Raw genomic sequence first — 16570 nt, 5'->3', positions numbered from 1 at the left:
GGCCCTGTGGCGGTCTGATGTTTTCGGGGTGGGGTCCCGGGGTGAGCCGGTTCGCCCGGTCAGGCGGGATCGATCTCGCGCAGCAGACCCGACTTCACATCGAAGACGAAGCCCCGCACGTCGTCGGTGTGCAGCAGGAACGGCGAGGTGCGCACCCGCTGCATCGACTGCCGTACGTCCTGGTCGACGTCCCGGAAGGCCTCCACGGCCCAGGCGGGGCGCTGGCCGACCTCCATCTCCAGGTCGTGCCGGAACTCCTCGGTGAGGGACTCCAGACCGCAGCCGGTGTGATGGATGAGTACGACGCTGCGCGTGCCGAGCGCGCGCTGGCTGATGGTCAGGGAGCGGATCACGTCGTCGGTGACCACGCCACCCGCGTTGCGGATGGTGTGGCAGTCGCCGAGTTCCAGGCCGAGCGCGGCGTGCAGGTCCAGGCGCGCGTCCATGCAGGCCACGACAGCGACCTCCAACACGGGACGGGCGTCCATACCCGGGTCGGTGAACGCGGCGGCGTACTGCTCGTTGGCCTCGACGAGGCGGTCGGTGACGGTGTCGCCCGTTATGGCGCCTCCGGGCCCAGCGGGAACCGATGCAGAAGTCGTCATAGCTATGACCGTACTGGTCACGCACCGTCCTGGCCCGTTGTGAGACGGGACAAAGAACGCCATTGAGCCTTGTTGTGAGTTAATCCACAGAGGTGGCGCGAGTGTGCCCGTACGAGTGACTTCTCATGATCCGCGGGTTCACGGGCACCGGCGCTCGCGACGCGCAGGCTCGTTGATTGACCGGGGCACACGGTGGACTAAAGTGACGCGAAGCGGGAGGCGAGGTCTCCCTGCTGGACTGATTTCTACCGGAGACCCCGGCGATTTTGCGGGATCTCCCCACGTGCGCGGCGCGTACGTACGGCTCGGCCTCCTCCCGCTCCCGATCGGCTGACGCTTCCGGCGCCGGCAGGCCTGTGTAGCTCGTCACGAGTGGGCGGGGACCCGGCGGTGCGTGCGGCCGCGCCGGACCTGAGAGGGCCCCTTGAGCCAGAGTCGACACGTCCCGGTGATGCTCCAGCGGTGCCTGGACCTGTTGGCCCCCGCCCTGCAGCGGCCGGGATCGGTGGTCGTCGACTGCACCCTCGGCCTCGGCGGTCACAGTGAGGCCCTGCTCACGCAGTTCCCCGAGGCCCGGCTCGTCGCCCTCGACCGCGACAAGGAGGCCCTGCGCCTGTCCGGGGAGCGGCTCGCCCCCTTCGGTGAGCGGGCCACCCTCGTGCACGCCGTGTACGACGAACTGCCCGAGGTGCTCCAGCGGCTCGCCATCCCGCGCGTCCAGGGTGTCCTCTTCGACCTCGGCGTCTCCTCCATGCAGCTCGACGAGGCCGGCCGCGGCTTCGCCTACGCCCAGGACGCCCCGCTCGACATGCGCATGGACCAGACGACCGGCATGAGTGCCGCCGAGGTCCTCAACACCTACCCGGCCGGCGAACTCGTCCGGATCCTGCGTGCGTACGGCGAGGAGAAGCAGGCCAAGCGGATCGTCGCCGCGATCGTGCGTGAGCGGGAGAAGGAGCCGTTCAGCAACAGCGCGCGGCTCGTGGGACTGATCAGGGACGCGCTGCCGCAGGCCGCCAAGCGCACCGGCGGCAACCCGGCCAAGCGCACCTTCCAGGCCCTGCGTATCGAGGTCAACGGCGAACTCTCCGTCCTCGAGCGGGCGATCCCGGCAGCGGTGAAGGCACTCGACGTGGGGGGGCGGATCGCCGTCCTGTCGTACCACTCGCTGGAGGACCGGCTGGTCAAACAGGTGCTCGCGGCCGGCGCAGCCACCACCGCGCCACCCGGGCTGCCGGTCGTTCCCGAGCGCTACCAGCCTCGGCTCAAGCTGCTCACGCGCGGTGCCGAACTTCCCACCGAGGAAGAGGTCGCCGAGAACCGGCGAGCGGCACCGGCGCGACTGCGCGGCGCCCAGCGCGTCAGGGAGGACGTCGAGTGAGGCAGGCGCAGGGGCGGGGGCGCGGGTTCGGGACCCATGCCGCGGGTGTGCGGGTGTGCGGGTCCGGAAACCGGACTCACAGGAGGGTGAGTGCGTAGGAAACCCGAACTGAGGGGCCGGGCCGCCCGGCTCGCACGGCTCTTCCCGGCGGGGGCGGGGCAGGCCGCCCGTACCCCCTTCGTCTTCCTCGTCGTCGTCCTCCTCGGCGGCGGTCTCATCGGACTCCTGGTGCTGAACTCGGCTCTCAGCGAAGGAGCGTTCAAACTCGACGACCTGAGGCGGGACACCAAGAGCCTCACCGACGAGGAACAGGCCCTGCAGCGGGACGTCGACGCCTACTCCGCCCCCGACGCCCTCCAGCGCCGTGCCCGGGAGCTCGGCATGGTGCCCGGCGGCGACCCCGCCTTCCTCGGCCCCGACGGCACCGTCAAGGGCGTGCCCAGCCCGGCCGCTGCCAGCGCCCGGAAGACCTCCGCGGTCGATCCCCTCGTCCTTGCGCCCGAGGCGATGGCCACGCGATCGCCCGCAGCGACCCCGACGCCCGCAGTCCCGCCCGCTTCTCCGACGCAAGCGCCGGCCCAGCCCTCCACCACCACGACCCCCGGCAGGTGACGGAAGTGTCCGACAGGGAACCGCCGCGCCGCCGCGTACCCGGCCCCGCACGGCCCGCCCGCCCCGGCAGCCAGAGGCGCCCGGGCCCCGGTGCCCGCCCGGCCCGCCGCCCGGCGGCGCCCCGCCCCCTGGCCCCTCGCGTCATCCGGCTGGGCAGCCCCCGCCCCCGGCTGCGCATGGTCGGCCTCGGGCTGACCCTGGTGCTGGTCGCCTTCGTCGTACGGCTGCTGCAGGTACAGGCCGTCGACGCGAGCACATACGCCGCCAAGGCCGAGAAGAACCGGTATGTCGGCTACACCCTGGCCGCCGAACGCGGCGGAATCACCGACCGCAACGGCGTGGCCCTCGCGGCCAGCATGGATGCCTACGACATCACGGCCGACCCCACGCTGTTCGGCCGTAAGCAGCTGAAGATCGACGACGGGCCCGAGCAGGCGGCCGCGCTCCTGGCACCGATCCTCGGCCAGGAGCAGGACGCGCTCATCAAGAAGCTGAGGACGAAGGGCCTGTACGTCAAGCTCGCCAGCCGCCAGACCCCGCAGGTCTGGAAGCAGATCAAGGACCTGAAGAGCGCGCTCGCCACCAAGGCGGAGAGCGACCCGTCCACCGTCAACGTCCTCGCGGGCGTCTTCGCGGTCTCCAGCAGCAAGCGCGTGTATCCGAACGGCGACCTCGCCGCCGGGATACTGGGCTGGGTCAACTACGAGGGCAAGGGCGGCGGCGGCATCGAGCAGCAGCTCGACAGCGTGCTGGCCGGCAAGGACGGAAAGATCCGCTACGCGCAGGCCGGCGGGCGCCAGGTGCCGACCGCGGGCTCGGCCGAGACACCCGCCGTGCCGGGCAGCGACGTCGAGCTCACCATCGACCGCGACATCCAGTGGGCGGCCCAGAACGCGATCACCGAGCAGGTCAGGAAGTCCAAGGCGGACCGCGGCTACGTGATAGTGCAGGACACCCGGACCGGCGAGATCCTCGCCATGGCCAACTCGCCCGGCTTCGATCCGAACGATCTCTCCGAGGCCGATCCGGACGCGCTGCACAACTGGGCCGTGGAAGACGCCTACGAGCCCGGCTCCACCGCCAAGATCATGTCCATGGCCGCCGTACTCCAGGAGAACGTCGCGACCCCGCTGACGCACGTCGTCGTGCCCAACCGGCTGCACCGCGGCGACCGGCTCTTCAAGGACGACATCGACCACCCGACGTGGAACCTGACGCTCAACGGCGTGCTGGCCAAGTCCAGCAACATCGGCACCATCCTGGCGACCGGCCAGCTCGGCAAGACGCAGCGGCAGGCCAACCAGGTCCTCTACTCGTACCTGCGCAAGTTCGGCCTCGGCGGCTACTCGGGGCTCGGCTTCCCCGGCGAGACCAAGGGCATCCTCGCCACGCCCGGCACCTGGTCGACTTCGCAGCAGTACACGATTCCTTTCGGCCAAGGTGTGTCCATCAACGCGATGCAGGCCGCGTCCGTCTACTCGACCATCGCCAACGGCGGCGTCCGTGTGGAGCCCACACTGGTGCGCGGCACGCAGGGGCCCGACGGCCGCTTCACACCCGCCCCGAAGCCCGGGCAGACACGGGTCGTCAGCGCGAAGACGGCCAAGACCCTCGCCCGGATGCTGGAGTCGGTCGTGGACGACGTGGAGGGCACCGGCACCAAGGCCCGCATCCCCGGCTACCGGGTCGCGGGCAAGACCGGCACGGCCAACCGTGTCGATCCGGCCACCGGCAAGTACCACGGATACACGTCGTCGTTCGCCGGATTCGCGCCCGCTGACAGCCCCCGGGTCACCGTCTACTGCGCGATCCAGAACGCCACCGAGGGCAGCTACTTCGGCGGCCAGATCTGCGGCCCCATCTACAAGGAGGTGATGGAGTTCGCCCTGAAGACCCTCCAGGTCCCGCCCACGGGGGCGAAGGCCGCGAACCTGCCCGTCACCTTCACACCCTGATCAGCGCAACCAGTCAGGAACGCTCCGTGACCATGCTCACCCCCGATTCCGGGAACCACGTCCCGTCCCCGCCCTCACTTCGCTCCCAAGTGGGTGCGCCCGGTACGCTCACCGCCGTGCCACACGCTGATCAGTCCCAAACCACCCAGAAGGGCGTACCCGTGACATATCCGGGACCGCCCAGGCCGGTTCAGGTCTCCGCCACACCCCTCGCGGAGCTCGCCGATCAGCTGGGTGCCGCGACGCCGCAGAGTCCGCAGGGCGCCGTCGAGGTCACGGGCATCACCCACGACTCGCGCGCCGTCCGCCCCGGCGACGTGTACGCCGCCCTCCCGGGCGCCCGCCTGCACGGCGCCGACTTCGTCACGCAGGCCGCCGGCCTCGGCGCGGTCGCCGTCCTGACCGACCCGACCGGTGCCGAGCGGGCCGCCGCGACCGGGCTCCCGGTGCTGGTCGCCGACGACCCGCGGGCACGGATGGGCGAGCTTGCGGCCACGATCTACGGGCATCCGGGCCGCGACCTGCTCCAGATCGGCATCACCGGCACCTCCGGCAAGACCACGACCGCCTACCTCGTCGAGGGCGGCCTGAAGAACTTCCGTGCCACCGGACTGATCGGCACGGTGGAGACGCGCATCGGCGACGAGCGCATCAAGTCCGAGCGCACCACCCCCGAAGCCACCGACCTGCAGGCCCTGTTCGCCGTCATGCGCGAGCGCGGTGTCGAGGCGGTCGCCATGGAGGTGTCCAGCCACGCGCTGGTCCTCGGCCGGGTCGACGGCTGCGTCTTCGACATCGCGGTCTTCAGCAACCTGAGCCCGGAGCACATGGAGTTCCACTCCGGCATGGAGGACTACTTCCAGGCCAAGGCGCAGCTGTTCACGCCGAAACGCAGCAGGCTCGGCGTGGTCAACCTCGACGACGAGTACGGCCGCAGGCTGGTCAAGGAGGCCACCGTCCCGGTCGTCACCTTCTCCGCCGAGGGCCACCCGGACGCCGGCTGGCGTGCCGAGGACGTCCAGGTCGGGCCGATGGACTCGACGTTCACCGTGATCGGGCCCAAGGGCGAGCGGATCGCCGCCAGGTCGCCGCTGCCCGGGCCCTTCAACGTCGCGAACACCCTCGCCGCGATCGCCGCCCTCGCCGAGGCCGGCCTCGACCCGCAGGCCGCCGCCGACGGCGTCGCCGCCGTGCCGGGCGTGCCGGGCCGCCTGGAGCGCGTGGACGCGGGACAGCCGTATCTCGCGGTCGTCGACTACGCCCACAAGACGGACGCCGTGGAATCCGTCCTGCGTGCGCTGCGCAAGGTCACCGAGGGCAGGCTGCACGTCGTGCTCGGCTGCGGAGGGGACCGCGACCGGACCAAGCGGGCCCCGATGGGCGCCGCCGCCGCCCGGCTCGCCGACACCGCCGTACTGACCTCCGACAACCCCCGCTCCGAGGACCCCCTCGCGATCCTCGCAACCATGCTGGAGGGCGCGGCGTCCGTGCCAGTACACGAGCGTGGCGAGGTCCAGGTCTTCGAGGACCGGGCCGCCGCCATCGCCGCCGCCGTCGCCCGCGCCCGGCCGGGGGACACCGTGCTCGTCGCGGGCAAGGGGCATGAGCAGGGCCAGGACATCGCCGGAGTGGTCCGTCCCTTCGACGACCGCCAGGTGCTTCGCGAAGCTATCCAGAAGACCCAGGGATGAACTTGTGATCGCCCTCTCCCTCGCCGAGATCGCAGCAGTCGTCGGCGGGCAGACGCACGACATACCGGATCCGTCCCTCCAGGTCACCGGACCGGTCGTCCGGGACTCCCGTGAGGTGGAGCCGGGCAGCCTCTTCGTCGCCTTCGCCGGCGAGCGCGTGGACGGCCACGACTTCGCGCACGCGGTCGTCGAAGCGGGTGCGGTCGCCGTACTGGCGTCCCGCCCCGTCGGCGTTCCCGCGATCGTCGTCGAGGACGTCCAGACCGCCCTCGGCGCGCTCGCGCGCCATGTCGTGGGACGGCTCGGCGCGACCCTCGTCGCCCTCACCGGCTCGGCCGGCAAGACCAGCACGAAGGACCTGATCGCGCAGGTGCTCCAGCGCAAGGCGCCCACGGTGTGGACCCCCGGCTCGCTCAACAACGAGATCGGGCTGCCGCTCACCGCGCTCAGCGCCACCGAGGAGACGAGGTTCCTCGTCCTGGAGATGGGCGCCCGCGGCCTCGGCCACATCCGCTACCTCGCCGGCCTGACCCCGCCGAAGGTCGGTCTTGTCCTCAATGTCGGCACCGCCCATATCGGCGAGTTCGGCGGCCGTGAGCAGATCGCACAGGCGAAGGGCGAACTCGTCGAGAGCCTGCCCTCCGCCGATGACGGCGGCATCGCGGTCCTCAACGCGGACGATCCCCTCGTACGGGCCATGGCCTCCCGTACGAAGGCGAAGGTGATCCTTTTCGGCGAGTCCGGCGAAGCGGACGTACGCGCCGAGAACGTACGTCTCACGGACAGCGGACAGCCTGCCTTCAGGATTCTCACACCCTCCGGTGCAAGCGAAGTGACCATGCGCCTGTACGGTGAGCACCACGTGTCGAACGCGCTCGCCGCGGCCGCCGTCGCCCACGAACTGGGCATGTCCGCGGAAGAGATCGCCACCGCGCTCTCCGAGGCGGGCTCCCTCTCCCGCTGGCGGATGGAGGTCACCGAGCGCCCGGACGGCGTGACGGTCGTCAACGACGCCTACAACGCGAACCCCGAGTCCATGCGAGCCGCCCTGCGCGCGCTCGCGGCCATGGGCAAGGGGCGGCGGACCTGGGCGGTGCTCGGCAAGATGGCCGAGCTCGGGGACGAGGCGCTCGCCGAGCACGACGCGGTCGGGCGGCTCGCCGTCCGGCTCAACGTCAGCAAGCTCGTCGCGGTCGGGGGCAGGGAAGCGTCCTGGCTGCAACTGGGCGCATATAACGAGGGTTCGTGGGGTGAGGAGTCGGTGCACGTGTCCGACGCACAAGCGGCGGTCGACCTGTTGCGCAGCGAGTTGCGCCCGGGAGACGTCGTACTCGTGAAGGCGTCCCGGTCGGTCGGGCTCGAGAGCGTGGCGCAGGCGCTCGTCGAGACCGGTGCCGAGGGTGAGGTTGCCGCCCGATGATGAAGCAGATCCTGTTCGCGGGAGTCATTGGCCTGTTCCTGACCCTGGTCGGCACCCCGCTGCTGATCAAGCTCCTGGCCCGCAAGGGGTACGGCCAGTACATCCGTGACGACGGCCCCCGCGAACACGCCAGCAAGCGCGGAACGCCGACGATGGGCGGTATCGCCTTCATCCTGGCCACGGTCGCCGCGTACTTCCTGTCCAAGGTGATCACCGGCTACACCCCGACCTATTCGGGAGTGCTGGTGCTGGGTCTGATGGTCGGCATGGGCATGGTCGGCTTCGTCGACGACTACATCAAGATCGTCAAGCGGCGTTCGCTGGGCCTGCGGGCCAAGGCGAAAATGGCCGGCCAGCTGATCGTCGGCATCAGCTTCGCCGTGCTCTCGCTGCAGTTCGCGGACGGCCGCAACAACACCCCGGCCTCGACGAAGCTGTCGTTCATCACGGACTTCGGCTGGACGATCGGCCCGGTCCTGTTCGTCATCTGGGCGCTGTTCATGATCCTGGCGATGTCGAACGGCGTGAACCTGACGGACGGTCTGGACGGTCTCGCCACCGGCGCCTCCGTGCTGGTCTTCGGCGCCTACACCTTCATCGGCGTCTGGCAGTTCCAGGAGTCCTGCGCCAACGGTGAGACCCTGACCAACCCAAGCGCCTGCTACGAGGTGCGGGATCCGCTCGATCTCGCCGTCATCTCCGCCGCGCTGATGGGTGCCTGCCTCGGCTTCCTGTGGTGGAACACCTCGCCGGCCAAGATCTTCATGGGTGACACCGGTTCGCTGGCGCTCGGCGGTGTGCTCGCCGGCCTCGCGATCTGCTCCCGCACCGAGCTGCTGCTCGCGCTCCTCGGCGGCCTGTTCGTCCTCATCACCATGTCGGTGGTCATCCAGGTCGGCTCCTTCCGGCTCACCGGCAAGCGCGTCTTCCGCATGGCGCCACTCCAGCACCACTTCGAACTCAAGGGCTGGTCGGAAGTGCTCGTGGTGGTCCGTTTCTGGATCATCCAGGGCATTTGTGTCATCGTCGGCCTGGGGCTCTTCTACGCGGGATGGGCAGCAGAAAAGTGACCGACTGGCAGGGGAGCGACTGGACGGGCAAGCACGTCACCGTCGCCGGACTCGGCGTCTCCGGCATCCCGGCGGCCAAGGTGCTGCACGGCCTGGGAGCCGTCGTCACGGTCGTCAACGACGGCGACGACGAGCGGGCCCGTGCGCAGGCCGCCGAGCTGGAGGCGCTGGGCGTCACCGTGCGCCTGGGTGACGGCGCGACCCTGCCCGAAGGCACCGAGCTCGTGGTCACCGCGCCCGGCTGGAAGCCGGACAAGCCGCTGTTCGCGGCCGCCCGACAGGCCGGCGTCCCTGTCTGGGGCGACGTCGAGCTCGCCTGGCGGCTGCGTGGCCCCGATGCCGCGCCCTGGCTCGCGGTCACCGGCACCAACGGCAAGACCACCACCGTCCAGATGCTCGCCTCGATCCTGAAGGCGGCGGGCCTGCGCACGGCCGCCGTCGGCAACATCGGCGTCTCGCTGCTGGACGCGGTGCTGGGCGAGGAGCAGTACGACGTCCTCGCCGTGGAGCTGTCGAGCTACCAGCTCCACTGGTCGCCGTCCCTGCGCGCCCACTCGGCCGCCGTGCTGAACCTGGCGCCCGACCACCTCGACTGGCACGGCTCCATGGAGGCGTACGCCGCCGACAAGGGCCGCGTCTACGAGGGCAATCGCATCGCCTGCGTCTACAACGTCGCCGACAAGGCCACCGAGGACCTGGTGCGCGAGGCCGACGTCGAGGAGGGCTGCCGGGCCATCGGCTTCACCCTCGGCACGCCGGGGCCCTCCCAACTCGGCGTCGTGGACGGCATCCTGGTCGACCGTGCCTTCGTCGAGAACCGGCAGAAGAACGCCCAGGAGCTCGCCGAGGTCTCCGACGTCAACCCGCCGGCCCCGCACAACATCGCCAACGCCCTGGCGGCGGCGGCCCTCGCCCGCGCCTTCGGGGTGCCCGCCAAGGCGGTACGGGACGGCCTCCAGGCCTTCACCCCGGACGCCCACCGCATCGCGCACGTCGCCGATGTGGACGGGGTCGCCTATGTCGACGACTCCAAGGCCACCAACACCCACGCGGCCGAGGCCTCGTTGGCGGCGTACGATCCGATCGTCTGGATCGCGGGCGGACTCGCCAAGGGCGCGGCCTTCGACGAGCTGGTCACCAAGTCGGCACAGCGGCTTCGGGGCGTGGTGCTGATCGGCGCGGACCGTGCGCTGATCCGCGAAGCCCTCGCGCGACACGCCCCGGAAGTACCTGTCGTCGACCTCGACCGGACCGACACTGGGGCGATGCTCGCGGCTGTCCAGGAAGCCAGGCGGCTTGCCGTCGCCGGCGACACGGTGTTGCTCGCCCCCGCCTGTGCCTCCATGGACATGTTCGCCAACTACAACAAGCGCGGTGACGCGTTCGCGGAGGCGGTTCGCGAACTCGGAGCGGGCACCTGACGGTGGGCATCGGCCACTGCGGGTGCTTGGGGACCCTTGGAGGGACGCGTGACTCGGATGTGGCCCGGGTGTGATCGGCGGATGTCCGCCAGCGGCGCGGGGCCGGGCCGGCCCGGGCCGGAGCGATCTCGGCGAGACCCCCGGCGGGGCGTCCTCCCGCAGCTGTGCAGGAGCGGGTGTGCCCAGTAGCCGTACGGGGCGCGCGCCGGTCCAGCGAGCCGCCCGCCGGCCCGCCGCCCCCGGGTCGCCGCGCGACAACCCCGTACTGCGCCTGTACACGCGCGCCCGCAAGGCCTGGGACCGGCCGCTGACCGCGTACTACCTGATCCTCGGCGGCAGCCTGCTGATCACCGTGCTCGGTCTGGTGATGGTCTACTCGGCCTCCCAGATCACCGCGCTGCAGATGTCCCTGCCGGGCTCGTACTTCTTCCGCAAGCAGCTCCTGGCCGCCGCCATCGGCGCCGCTCTGCTGCTGCTCGCCTCCCGGGTACCGGTGAAGCTGCACCGGGCACTGGCCTACCCGATCCTGGCCGGTGCCGTCTTCCTGATGGTCCTGGTGCAGGTGCCGGGGATAGGGATGGCGGTCAACGGCAACCAGAACTGGATCTCGGTCGGCGGCTCCTTCCAGATCCAGCCCAGCGAGTTCGGCAAGCTCGCGCTGGTGCTGTGGGGCGCCGACCTGCTCGCCCGCAAGCAGGACAAGAAGCTGCTCACGCAGTGGAAGCACATGCTGGTGCCGCTCGTGCCGGCCGCCTTCATGCTGCTCGGGCTGATCATGCTCGGCGGCGACATGGGGACGGCGATCATCCTCACGGCGATCCTGTTCGGCCTGTTGTGGCTGGCGGGCGCGCCCACCCGGCTGTTCGTCGGGGTGCTGTCGTTCGCCGCGGCCATCGGTGTGATCTTGATCAAGACCAGCCCCAACCGCATGGCCCGGCTCGCCTGCATCGGCGCCACCGAGCCCCGTTCGGGAGCGGCCGACTGCTGGCAGGCCGTGCACGGCATCTACGCGCTGGCCTCCGGCGGAATCTTCGGTTCCGGGCTGGGTGCGAGTGTGGAGAAATGGGGTCAACTCCCCGAAGCCCACACCGACTTCATCTTCGCCGTCACCGGTGAGGAACTGGGCCTCGCGGGGACGCTGTCGGTACTCGCCCTCTTCGCGGCTCTAGGCTATGCGGGTATCCGCGTGGCCGGACGCACGGAGGACCCCTTCGTGAGGTATGCCGCGGGAGGCGTGACCACCTGGATCACCGCGCAGGCGGTGATCAACATCGGTGCGGTGCTCGGCCTGCTGCCGATCGCCGGTGTCCCCCTCCCGCTGTTCTCCTACGGGGGGTCCGCCCTGCTGCCGACCATGTTCGCCATCGGGCTGCTGATCGCCTTCGCGCGCGACGAGCCCGCTGCGCGGGCAGCGCTTTCGATGCGGCAACCCCGCTTTGGTAGAAAGCGGGCGGGAGGCCCTGTGCGGGGGCCTCGGAGATGGAACACGATGCGACGGCGTGCCTCGGCGGCGCGCTCGTCCGGAGAGCGGTGAATTTCGGTGCATGTTGTACTCGCCGGTGGGGGGACCGCCGGCCACATCGAGCCCGCGCTCGCCCTCGCGGACGCCCTGCGCAGGCAGGACCCGACCGTGGGAATCACGGCCCTGGGCACGGAGCGCGGCCTCGAGACACGTCTCGTACCCGAGCGCGGCTATGAACTCGCGCTGATCCCCGCCGTACCGCTGCCGCGCAAGCCCACGCCCGAGCTGATCACCGTCCCGGGCCGGCTGCGCGGCACGATCAAGGCGGCCGAGCAGATCCTGGAGCGCACCAAGGCGGACGCCGTCGTCGGCTTCGGCGGCTACGTCGCCCTGCCCGGCTACCTGGCCGCCAAGCGCCGCGGCGTGCCGATCGTCATCCACGAGGCCAACGCCCGCCCCGGCCTCGCCAACAAGATCGGCTCGCGCTACGCCGCCCGGGTCGCCGTCTCCACCCCGGACAGCAAGCTGCGCGACGCCCGCTACATCGGCATCCCGCTGCGCCGCGCCATCGCGACCCTCGACCGGGCAGCCGTACGCCCTGAGGCCCGCGCGGCCTTCGGGCTGGACCCGAACCTGCCGACGCTGCTGGTCTCCGGCGGTTCGCAGGGCGCCCGCCGCCTCAACGAGGTGGTGCAGCAGGTCGCCCCCTGGCTGCAGCAGGCCGGGATCCAGATCCTGCACGCGGTCGGCCCGAAGAACGAACTGCCGCAGGTGCACCAGATGCCGGGGATGCCCCCGTACATCGCGGTACCGTACGTGGACCGGATGGACCTCGCGTACGCCGCGGCCGACATGATGCTCTGCCGCGCCGGCGCGATGACCGTCGCCGAACTCTCCGCCGTCGGACTGCCGGCCGCCTACGTCCCGCTGCCCATCGGCAACGGCGAACAGCGGCTGAACGCCCAGCCGGTGGTCAAGGCGGGCGGTGGCCTCCTCGTCGACGACGCGGAACTCACGCCCGAGTGGGTGCAGCACAACGTCCTGCCCGTGCTCGCCGACCCGCACCGGCTGTACGAGATGTCCCGCGCCGCCGCCGAATTCGGCCGACGGGACGCCGACGACCTGCTGGTCGCCATGGTGTACGAGGCGATCGCCTCGCAACGCCGCCGTTGACGCAGAGGCGAACCGAGCCAGCGAAAGGAGCGCGTGTGGCCGGATCGACGACCGCCGAGCGCGGTGAACGCCGGCGGGAGTCGTCCGGCCCGCCGCCCGCCGGGCGGTTCAAGCCGCCGCGCCTTCGTGTGATCGTCATCCTGGCCGTGGCCCTGGTGGTCGTGGGAGCCGGAGCCGTCTGGCTGCTGTACGGCTCGAACTGGCTGCGCGTGGAGAGTGTGGCCGTGTCCGGGACCCGGGTCCTGACGCCCGGGCAGGTGCGCGAGGCCGCCGCTGTGCCGGCCGGAGAGCCGCTGGCTTCCGTCGACACCGACGCGATCGAGTCACGGCTGCGCCGGAAATTGCCCCGAATCGACGTGGTTGACGTCGGACGTTCCTGGCCTCACGGAATCGACCTGAAAGTGACCGAGCGGACTCCGGTTCTGCTTGTCCAAAAGGGCGGAAACTTTGTCGAAGTGGACGATGACGGAGTCCGTTTCGCCTCGGTTTCGCAGGCTCCGAAAGGGGTGCCCGTCCTGGAATTGTCGCTGTCCCGGACGGACTCGCGCGCCGCGAGCCTGCGTCGCTTCGGCGAGGGCCGGCTGGTACGCGAGGCGGTCAGGGTCGCCGGTGACATCCCCGCCGCCGTCGCGACCGCCGCCCGGGCCGTCAAGGTGCGTTCGTACGACGACATCTCGCTGGAGTTGAGCGGTCGCCGGACCGTCGCCTGGGGGAGCAGCGAGAGGGGTGCCGCGAAGGCCCGGACACTCACCGCTCTCATGAAAGCGGCCCCGGGGGCGCGGTACTTCGACGTCAGCGTTCCCACCGCTCCCGCGTCATCCGGGAGTTGACGCACATCAGCGCAGGCCAGCACCCTGGTTGGGCGCCGCCATGGCTGATCACATAGGGTGAAAAGAAAAACGGGAGGTTCGGCGTGTTCGTTGAACGTGCGCCACTTGTCGACTTAGTGTCCTGTTCAGAAGATTCCAGGGAACAGACATACTGGTAACCCTAAACTTCAACGTTAGGGTTCGGGTCGGCGTTCGGACCGTCCCATTCGGCATCAGTCGTCGGATCGCGAGGCAGCAGTGCCTCTACGGTCCGGCGGCACGTAACTCGAGGCGAGAGGCCTTCGACGTGGCAGCACCGCAGAACTACCTCGCAGTCATCAAAGTCATCGGTGTCGGCGGCGGTGGTGTCAATGCCATCAACCGGATGATCGAGGTCGGTCTCAAGGGCGTCGAGTTCATCGCCATCAACACCGACGCGCAGGCGCTGTTGATGAGCGACGCCGACGTCAAGCTCGACGTCGGCCGCGAACTCACCCGCGGACTCGGCGCCGGCGCCAACCCGGCCGTCGGCCGCAAGGCCGCCGAGGATCACCGCGAGGAGATCGAGGAGGTCCTCAAGGGGGCCGACATGGTCTTCGTGACGGCCGGTGAAGGCGGCGGCACCGGCACCGGCGGCGCGCCTGTGGTGGCGAACATCGCCCGCTCCCTCGGTGCGCTCACCATCGGCGTGGTCACGCGCCCGTTCACATTCGAGGGACGGCGCCGCGCGAACCAGGCCGAGGACGGCATCGCGGAGCTCCGCGAGGAGGTCGACACCCTCATCGTCATCCCGAACGACCGGCTGCTGTCCATCTCGGACCGCCAGGTCTCGGTGCTCGACGCCTTCAAGTCGGCCGACCAGGTCCTGCTCTCCGGTGTCCAGGGCATCACCGACCTCATCACCACGCCCGGCCTGATCAACCTGGACTTCGCCGACGTCAAGTCGGTCATGTCCGAGGCCGGTTCTGCCCTCATGGGCATCGGCTCGGCCCGCGGTGACGACCGCGCGGTGGCCGCGGCCGAGATGGCGATCTCCTCGCCGCTGCTCGAAGCGTCGATCGACGGCGCCCGGGGCGTCCTGCTGTCCATCTCCGGCGGCTCCGACCTCGGTCTGTTCGAGATCAACGAGGCCGCCCAGCTGGTCAGCGAGGCCGCCCACCCCGAGGCCAACATCATCTTCGGCGCGGTGATCGACGACGCCCTCGGCGACGAGGTGCGGGTCACCGTGATCGCGGCCGGTTTCGACGGGGGCCAGCCGCCGGCCCGCCGGGACAACGTCGTCGGCTCGTCCTCGGTCCGGCGCGACGAGCCCGCTCCGGCACGGCAGCCCGAGAGCCGCCCGAGCTTCGGTTCGCTCGGCAGCGTCACACCGAAGGAAGAGCTGGAGTCGGCGCCCGAGCCGGTGGCCGAGATCCCGGTCGCCCCGCCGGTTCCGCCGTCGCGGAGCTACTCGGACAGCGCGGCCGAGGAACTGGACGTACCGGACTTCCTGAAGTGATAGGACAGCGCTCCGAAACGAGCACAGCGAACGGCGCGCACTTCGCCTTCACCGACAGGTGGGGCGGGGTGAGCGCCGTTCCGTACGAGGAGCTCAACCTCGGCGGGGCGGTCGGCGACGACCCCGACGCCGTACGGACCAACCGTGAACTGGCCGCCAAGTCCCTCGGCCTCGACCCCGCCCGGGTGGTCTGGATGAACCAGGTGCACGGGGCGGACACGGCCGTGGTCGACGAGCCGTGGAGAACCGGGCCGGTGCCCGAGGTAGACGCGATCGTCACCGCCCGCCGCGGACTGGCCCTTGCCGTCCTCACCGCCGACTGCACTCCTGTCCTGCTCGCCGACCCCGTCGCCGGGGTCGCCGCCGCGGCGCACGCGGGGCGGCCCGGCATGGTCGCCGGGGTCGTCCCCGCCGCCGTACGGGCCATGACGGAACTCGGTGCCGAGCCGTCCCGGATCGTCGCCCGCACCGGACCGGCCGTCTGCGGCCGGTGCTACGAGGTGCCGGAGACGATGCGCGCGGAGGTGGCCGCCGTCGAACCGGCGGCGCACGCCGAGACGAGCTGGGGCACTCCGGCGGTCGACGTGACCGCCGGAGTGCACGCGCAGCTCGAACGGCTCGGGGTGCGCGACCGGGAGCAGTCGCCGGTGTGCACGCTCGAGTCGGGCGACCACTTCTCGTACCGCCGCGACCGCACCACGGGTCGGCTCGCGGGCTATGTGTGGCTGGACTGATGGGACATGACGGACCGTAAGGACGAACTCGCCGGAAATCTGGCGAAGGTGGAGGAGCGCATCACCGCCGCCTGTGTGGCGGCCGGGCGCAAGCGCGAAGAGGTGACCCTGATCGTGGTCACCAAGACGTACCCCGCGGGCGATGTGCGAGTCCTGTCGGAGCTCGGTGTGCGCCACGTCGCCGAGAACCGGGACCAGGACGCCGCACCCAAGGCCGCAGAATGCGCGGATCTGCCCCTTGTCTGGCACTTTGTCGGCCAGCTGCAGACCAACAAAGTGCGATCTGTGGTCGGTTATGCGGATCTCGTGCAGTCCGTCGATCGTTCCAAGCTTGTGACGGCTCTCTCGAAGGAGGCCGTACGGGCCGGGCGCGAGGTGGGGTGTCTCATCCAGGTCGCGCTCGATGCGGGAGTGAGCGCGAGAGGCGAGCGGGGAGGCGTGGCACCTGGCGGAATCGAAGAGTTGGCCGACCTCGTCGCCGGGGCCCCGGGCCTGCGTCTCGACGGGCTGATGACCGTCGCTCCGCTCACCGGGGAGTACGCCGGGCGTCAACAGGCGGCGTTCGAGCGGTTGATGGATTTGTCGACTGACCTGCGCCGAGCTCATCCGGCTGCGAACATGGTATCGGCAGGGATGAGTGCGGACCTCGAGCAGGCCGTGGCGGCCGGGGCGACACATGTGCGCGTCGGTACCGCGGTACTCGGAGTCCGCTCCAGGCTCGGGTAACGTCGCCAGGAAG

Annotated in this window: 14 protein-coding genes; 13 read left to right on the top strand and 1 reads right to left on the bottom strand. The window is 70.5% G+C overall.

Annotated features, from left to right (window positions below; translation table 11 throughout):
• Positions 1-59 precede the first annotated feature (59 nt).
• Positions 60-605, bottom strand: coding sequence for a beta-class carbonic anhydrase (locus ACZ562_RS18490; protein ID WP_471179914.1), 546 nt, complete (start codon positions 603-605; stop codon positions 60-62).
• A 424-nt stretch (positions 606-1029) separates the two neighbouring features.
• On the opposite strand from ACZ562_RS18490, the gene rsmH reads away from it, so the two are divergent.
• The 13 genes from rsmH (at position 1030) to ACZ562_RS18425 (ending at position 16557) form a co-directional block, all read left to right on the top strand.
• Positions 1030-1986 carry a 16S rRNA (cytosine(1402)-N(4))-methyltransferase RsmH gene (rsmH, locus tag ACZ562_RS18485; protein WP_471179912.1) on the top strand — a complete coding sequence of 319 codons (957 nt, stop codon included), beginning with the start codon at positions 1030-1032 and terminating at the stop codon, positions 1984-1986.
• 90 nt (positions 1987-2076) lie between these two features.
• A complete protein-coding gene (ftsL, locus tag ACZ562_RS18480) occupies positions 2077-2598 on the top strand; it encodes a cell division protein FtsL (protein WP_471179909.1) in 522 nt (173 codons plus the stop codon).
• Between the two features lie 5 nt (positions 2599-2603).
• Positions 2604-4553, top strand: a complete 1950-nt coding sequence (locus tag ACZ562_RS18475; protein ID WP_471179907.1) for a peptidoglycan D,D-transpeptidase FtsI family protein — start codon at positions 2604-2606, stop codon at positions 4551-4553.
• 161 nt (positions 4554-4714) lie between these two features.
• Complete coding sequence (locus ACZ562_RS18470; RefSeq protein WP_471180325.1) at positions 4715-6244, top strand: UDP-N-acetylmuramoyl-L-alanyl-D-glutamate--2,6-diaminopimelate ligase; 1530 nt, start codon at positions 4715-4717, stop codon at positions 6242-6244.
• 4 nt (positions 6245-6248) lie between these two features.
• Entirely contained in the window at positions 6249-7664 is a 1416-nt protein-coding gene (locus tag ACZ562_RS18465) for a UDP-N-acetylmuramoyl-tripeptide--D-alanyl-D-alanine ligase (protein WP_471179905.1), read from the top strand.
• The gene (gene mraY, locus ACZ562_RS18460; RefSeq protein WP_471179903.1) at positions 7661-8734 is read left to right on the top strand and encodes a phospho-N-acetylmuramoyl-pentapeptide-transferase; all 1074 of its coding nucleotides are present in this window, start codon (positions 7661-7663) and stop codon (positions 8732-8734) included. The genes ACZ562_RS18465 and mraY overlap by 4 nt, the downstream gene beginning before the upstream one ends.
• Positions 8716-10155: a UDP-N-acetylmuramoyl-L-alanine--D-glutamate ligase gene (gene murD, locus ACZ562_RS18455; protein ID WP_471179900.1), complete on the top strand. Its 1440-nt coding sequence runs from the start codon at positions 8716-8718 to the stop codon at positions 10153-10155. Before mraY ends, murD begins: the two co-directional genes overlap by 19 nt.
• 178 nt (positions 10156-10333) lie before the next feature.
• The gene (ftsW, locus tag ACZ562_RS18450) at positions 10334-11689 is read left to right on the top strand and encodes a putative lipid II flippase FtsW (RefSeq protein ID WP_471179898.1); all 1356 of its coding nucleotides are present in this window, start codon (positions 10334-10336) and stop codon (positions 11687-11689) included.
• Between the two features lie 6 nt (positions 11690-11695).
• Positions 11696-12790 (top strand): undecaprenyldiphospho-muramoylpentapeptide beta-N-acetylglucosaminyltransferase, encoded by a 1095-nt coding sequence (gene murG, locus ACZ562_RS18445; protein WP_471179896.1) that lies wholly within the window; start codon positions 11696-11698, stop codon positions 12788-12790.
• Positions 12791-12825: 35 nt separating this feature from the next.
• Positions 12826-13620: a cell division protein FtsQ/DivIB gene (locus ACZ562_RS18440; RefSeq protein ID WP_471179893.1), complete on the top strand. Its 795-nt coding sequence runs from the start codon at positions 12826-12828 to the stop codon at positions 13618-13620.
• 286 nt (positions 13621-13906) lie between these two features.
• Positions 13907-15097, top strand: a complete 1191-nt coding sequence (ftsZ, locus tag ACZ562_RS18435; RefSeq protein ID WP_471179891.1) for a cell division protein FtsZ — start codon at positions 13907-13909, stop codon at positions 15095-15097.
• Positions 15094-15831, top strand: coding sequence for a peptidoglycan editing factor PgeF (pgeF, locus tag ACZ562_RS18430; RefSeq protein ID WP_471179889.1), 738 nt, complete (start codon positions 15094-15096; stop codon positions 15829-15831). Before ftsZ ends, pgeF begins: the two co-directional genes overlap by 4 nt.
• 6 nt (positions 15832-15837) lie before the next feature.
• Positions 15838-16557 carry a YggS family pyridoxal phosphate-dependent enzyme gene (locus ACZ562_RS18425; RefSeq protein ID WP_471179887.1) on the top strand — a complete coding sequence of 240 codons (720 nt, stop codon included), beginning with the start codon at positions 15838-15840 and terminating at the stop codon, positions 16555-16557.
• Positions 16558-16570: the final 13 nt, after the last annotated feature.

The organism is Streptomyces sp. NPDC040410 (assembly GCF_055595715.1).
This window is presented reverse-complemented; position numbering and strand designations above follow the sequence as displayed.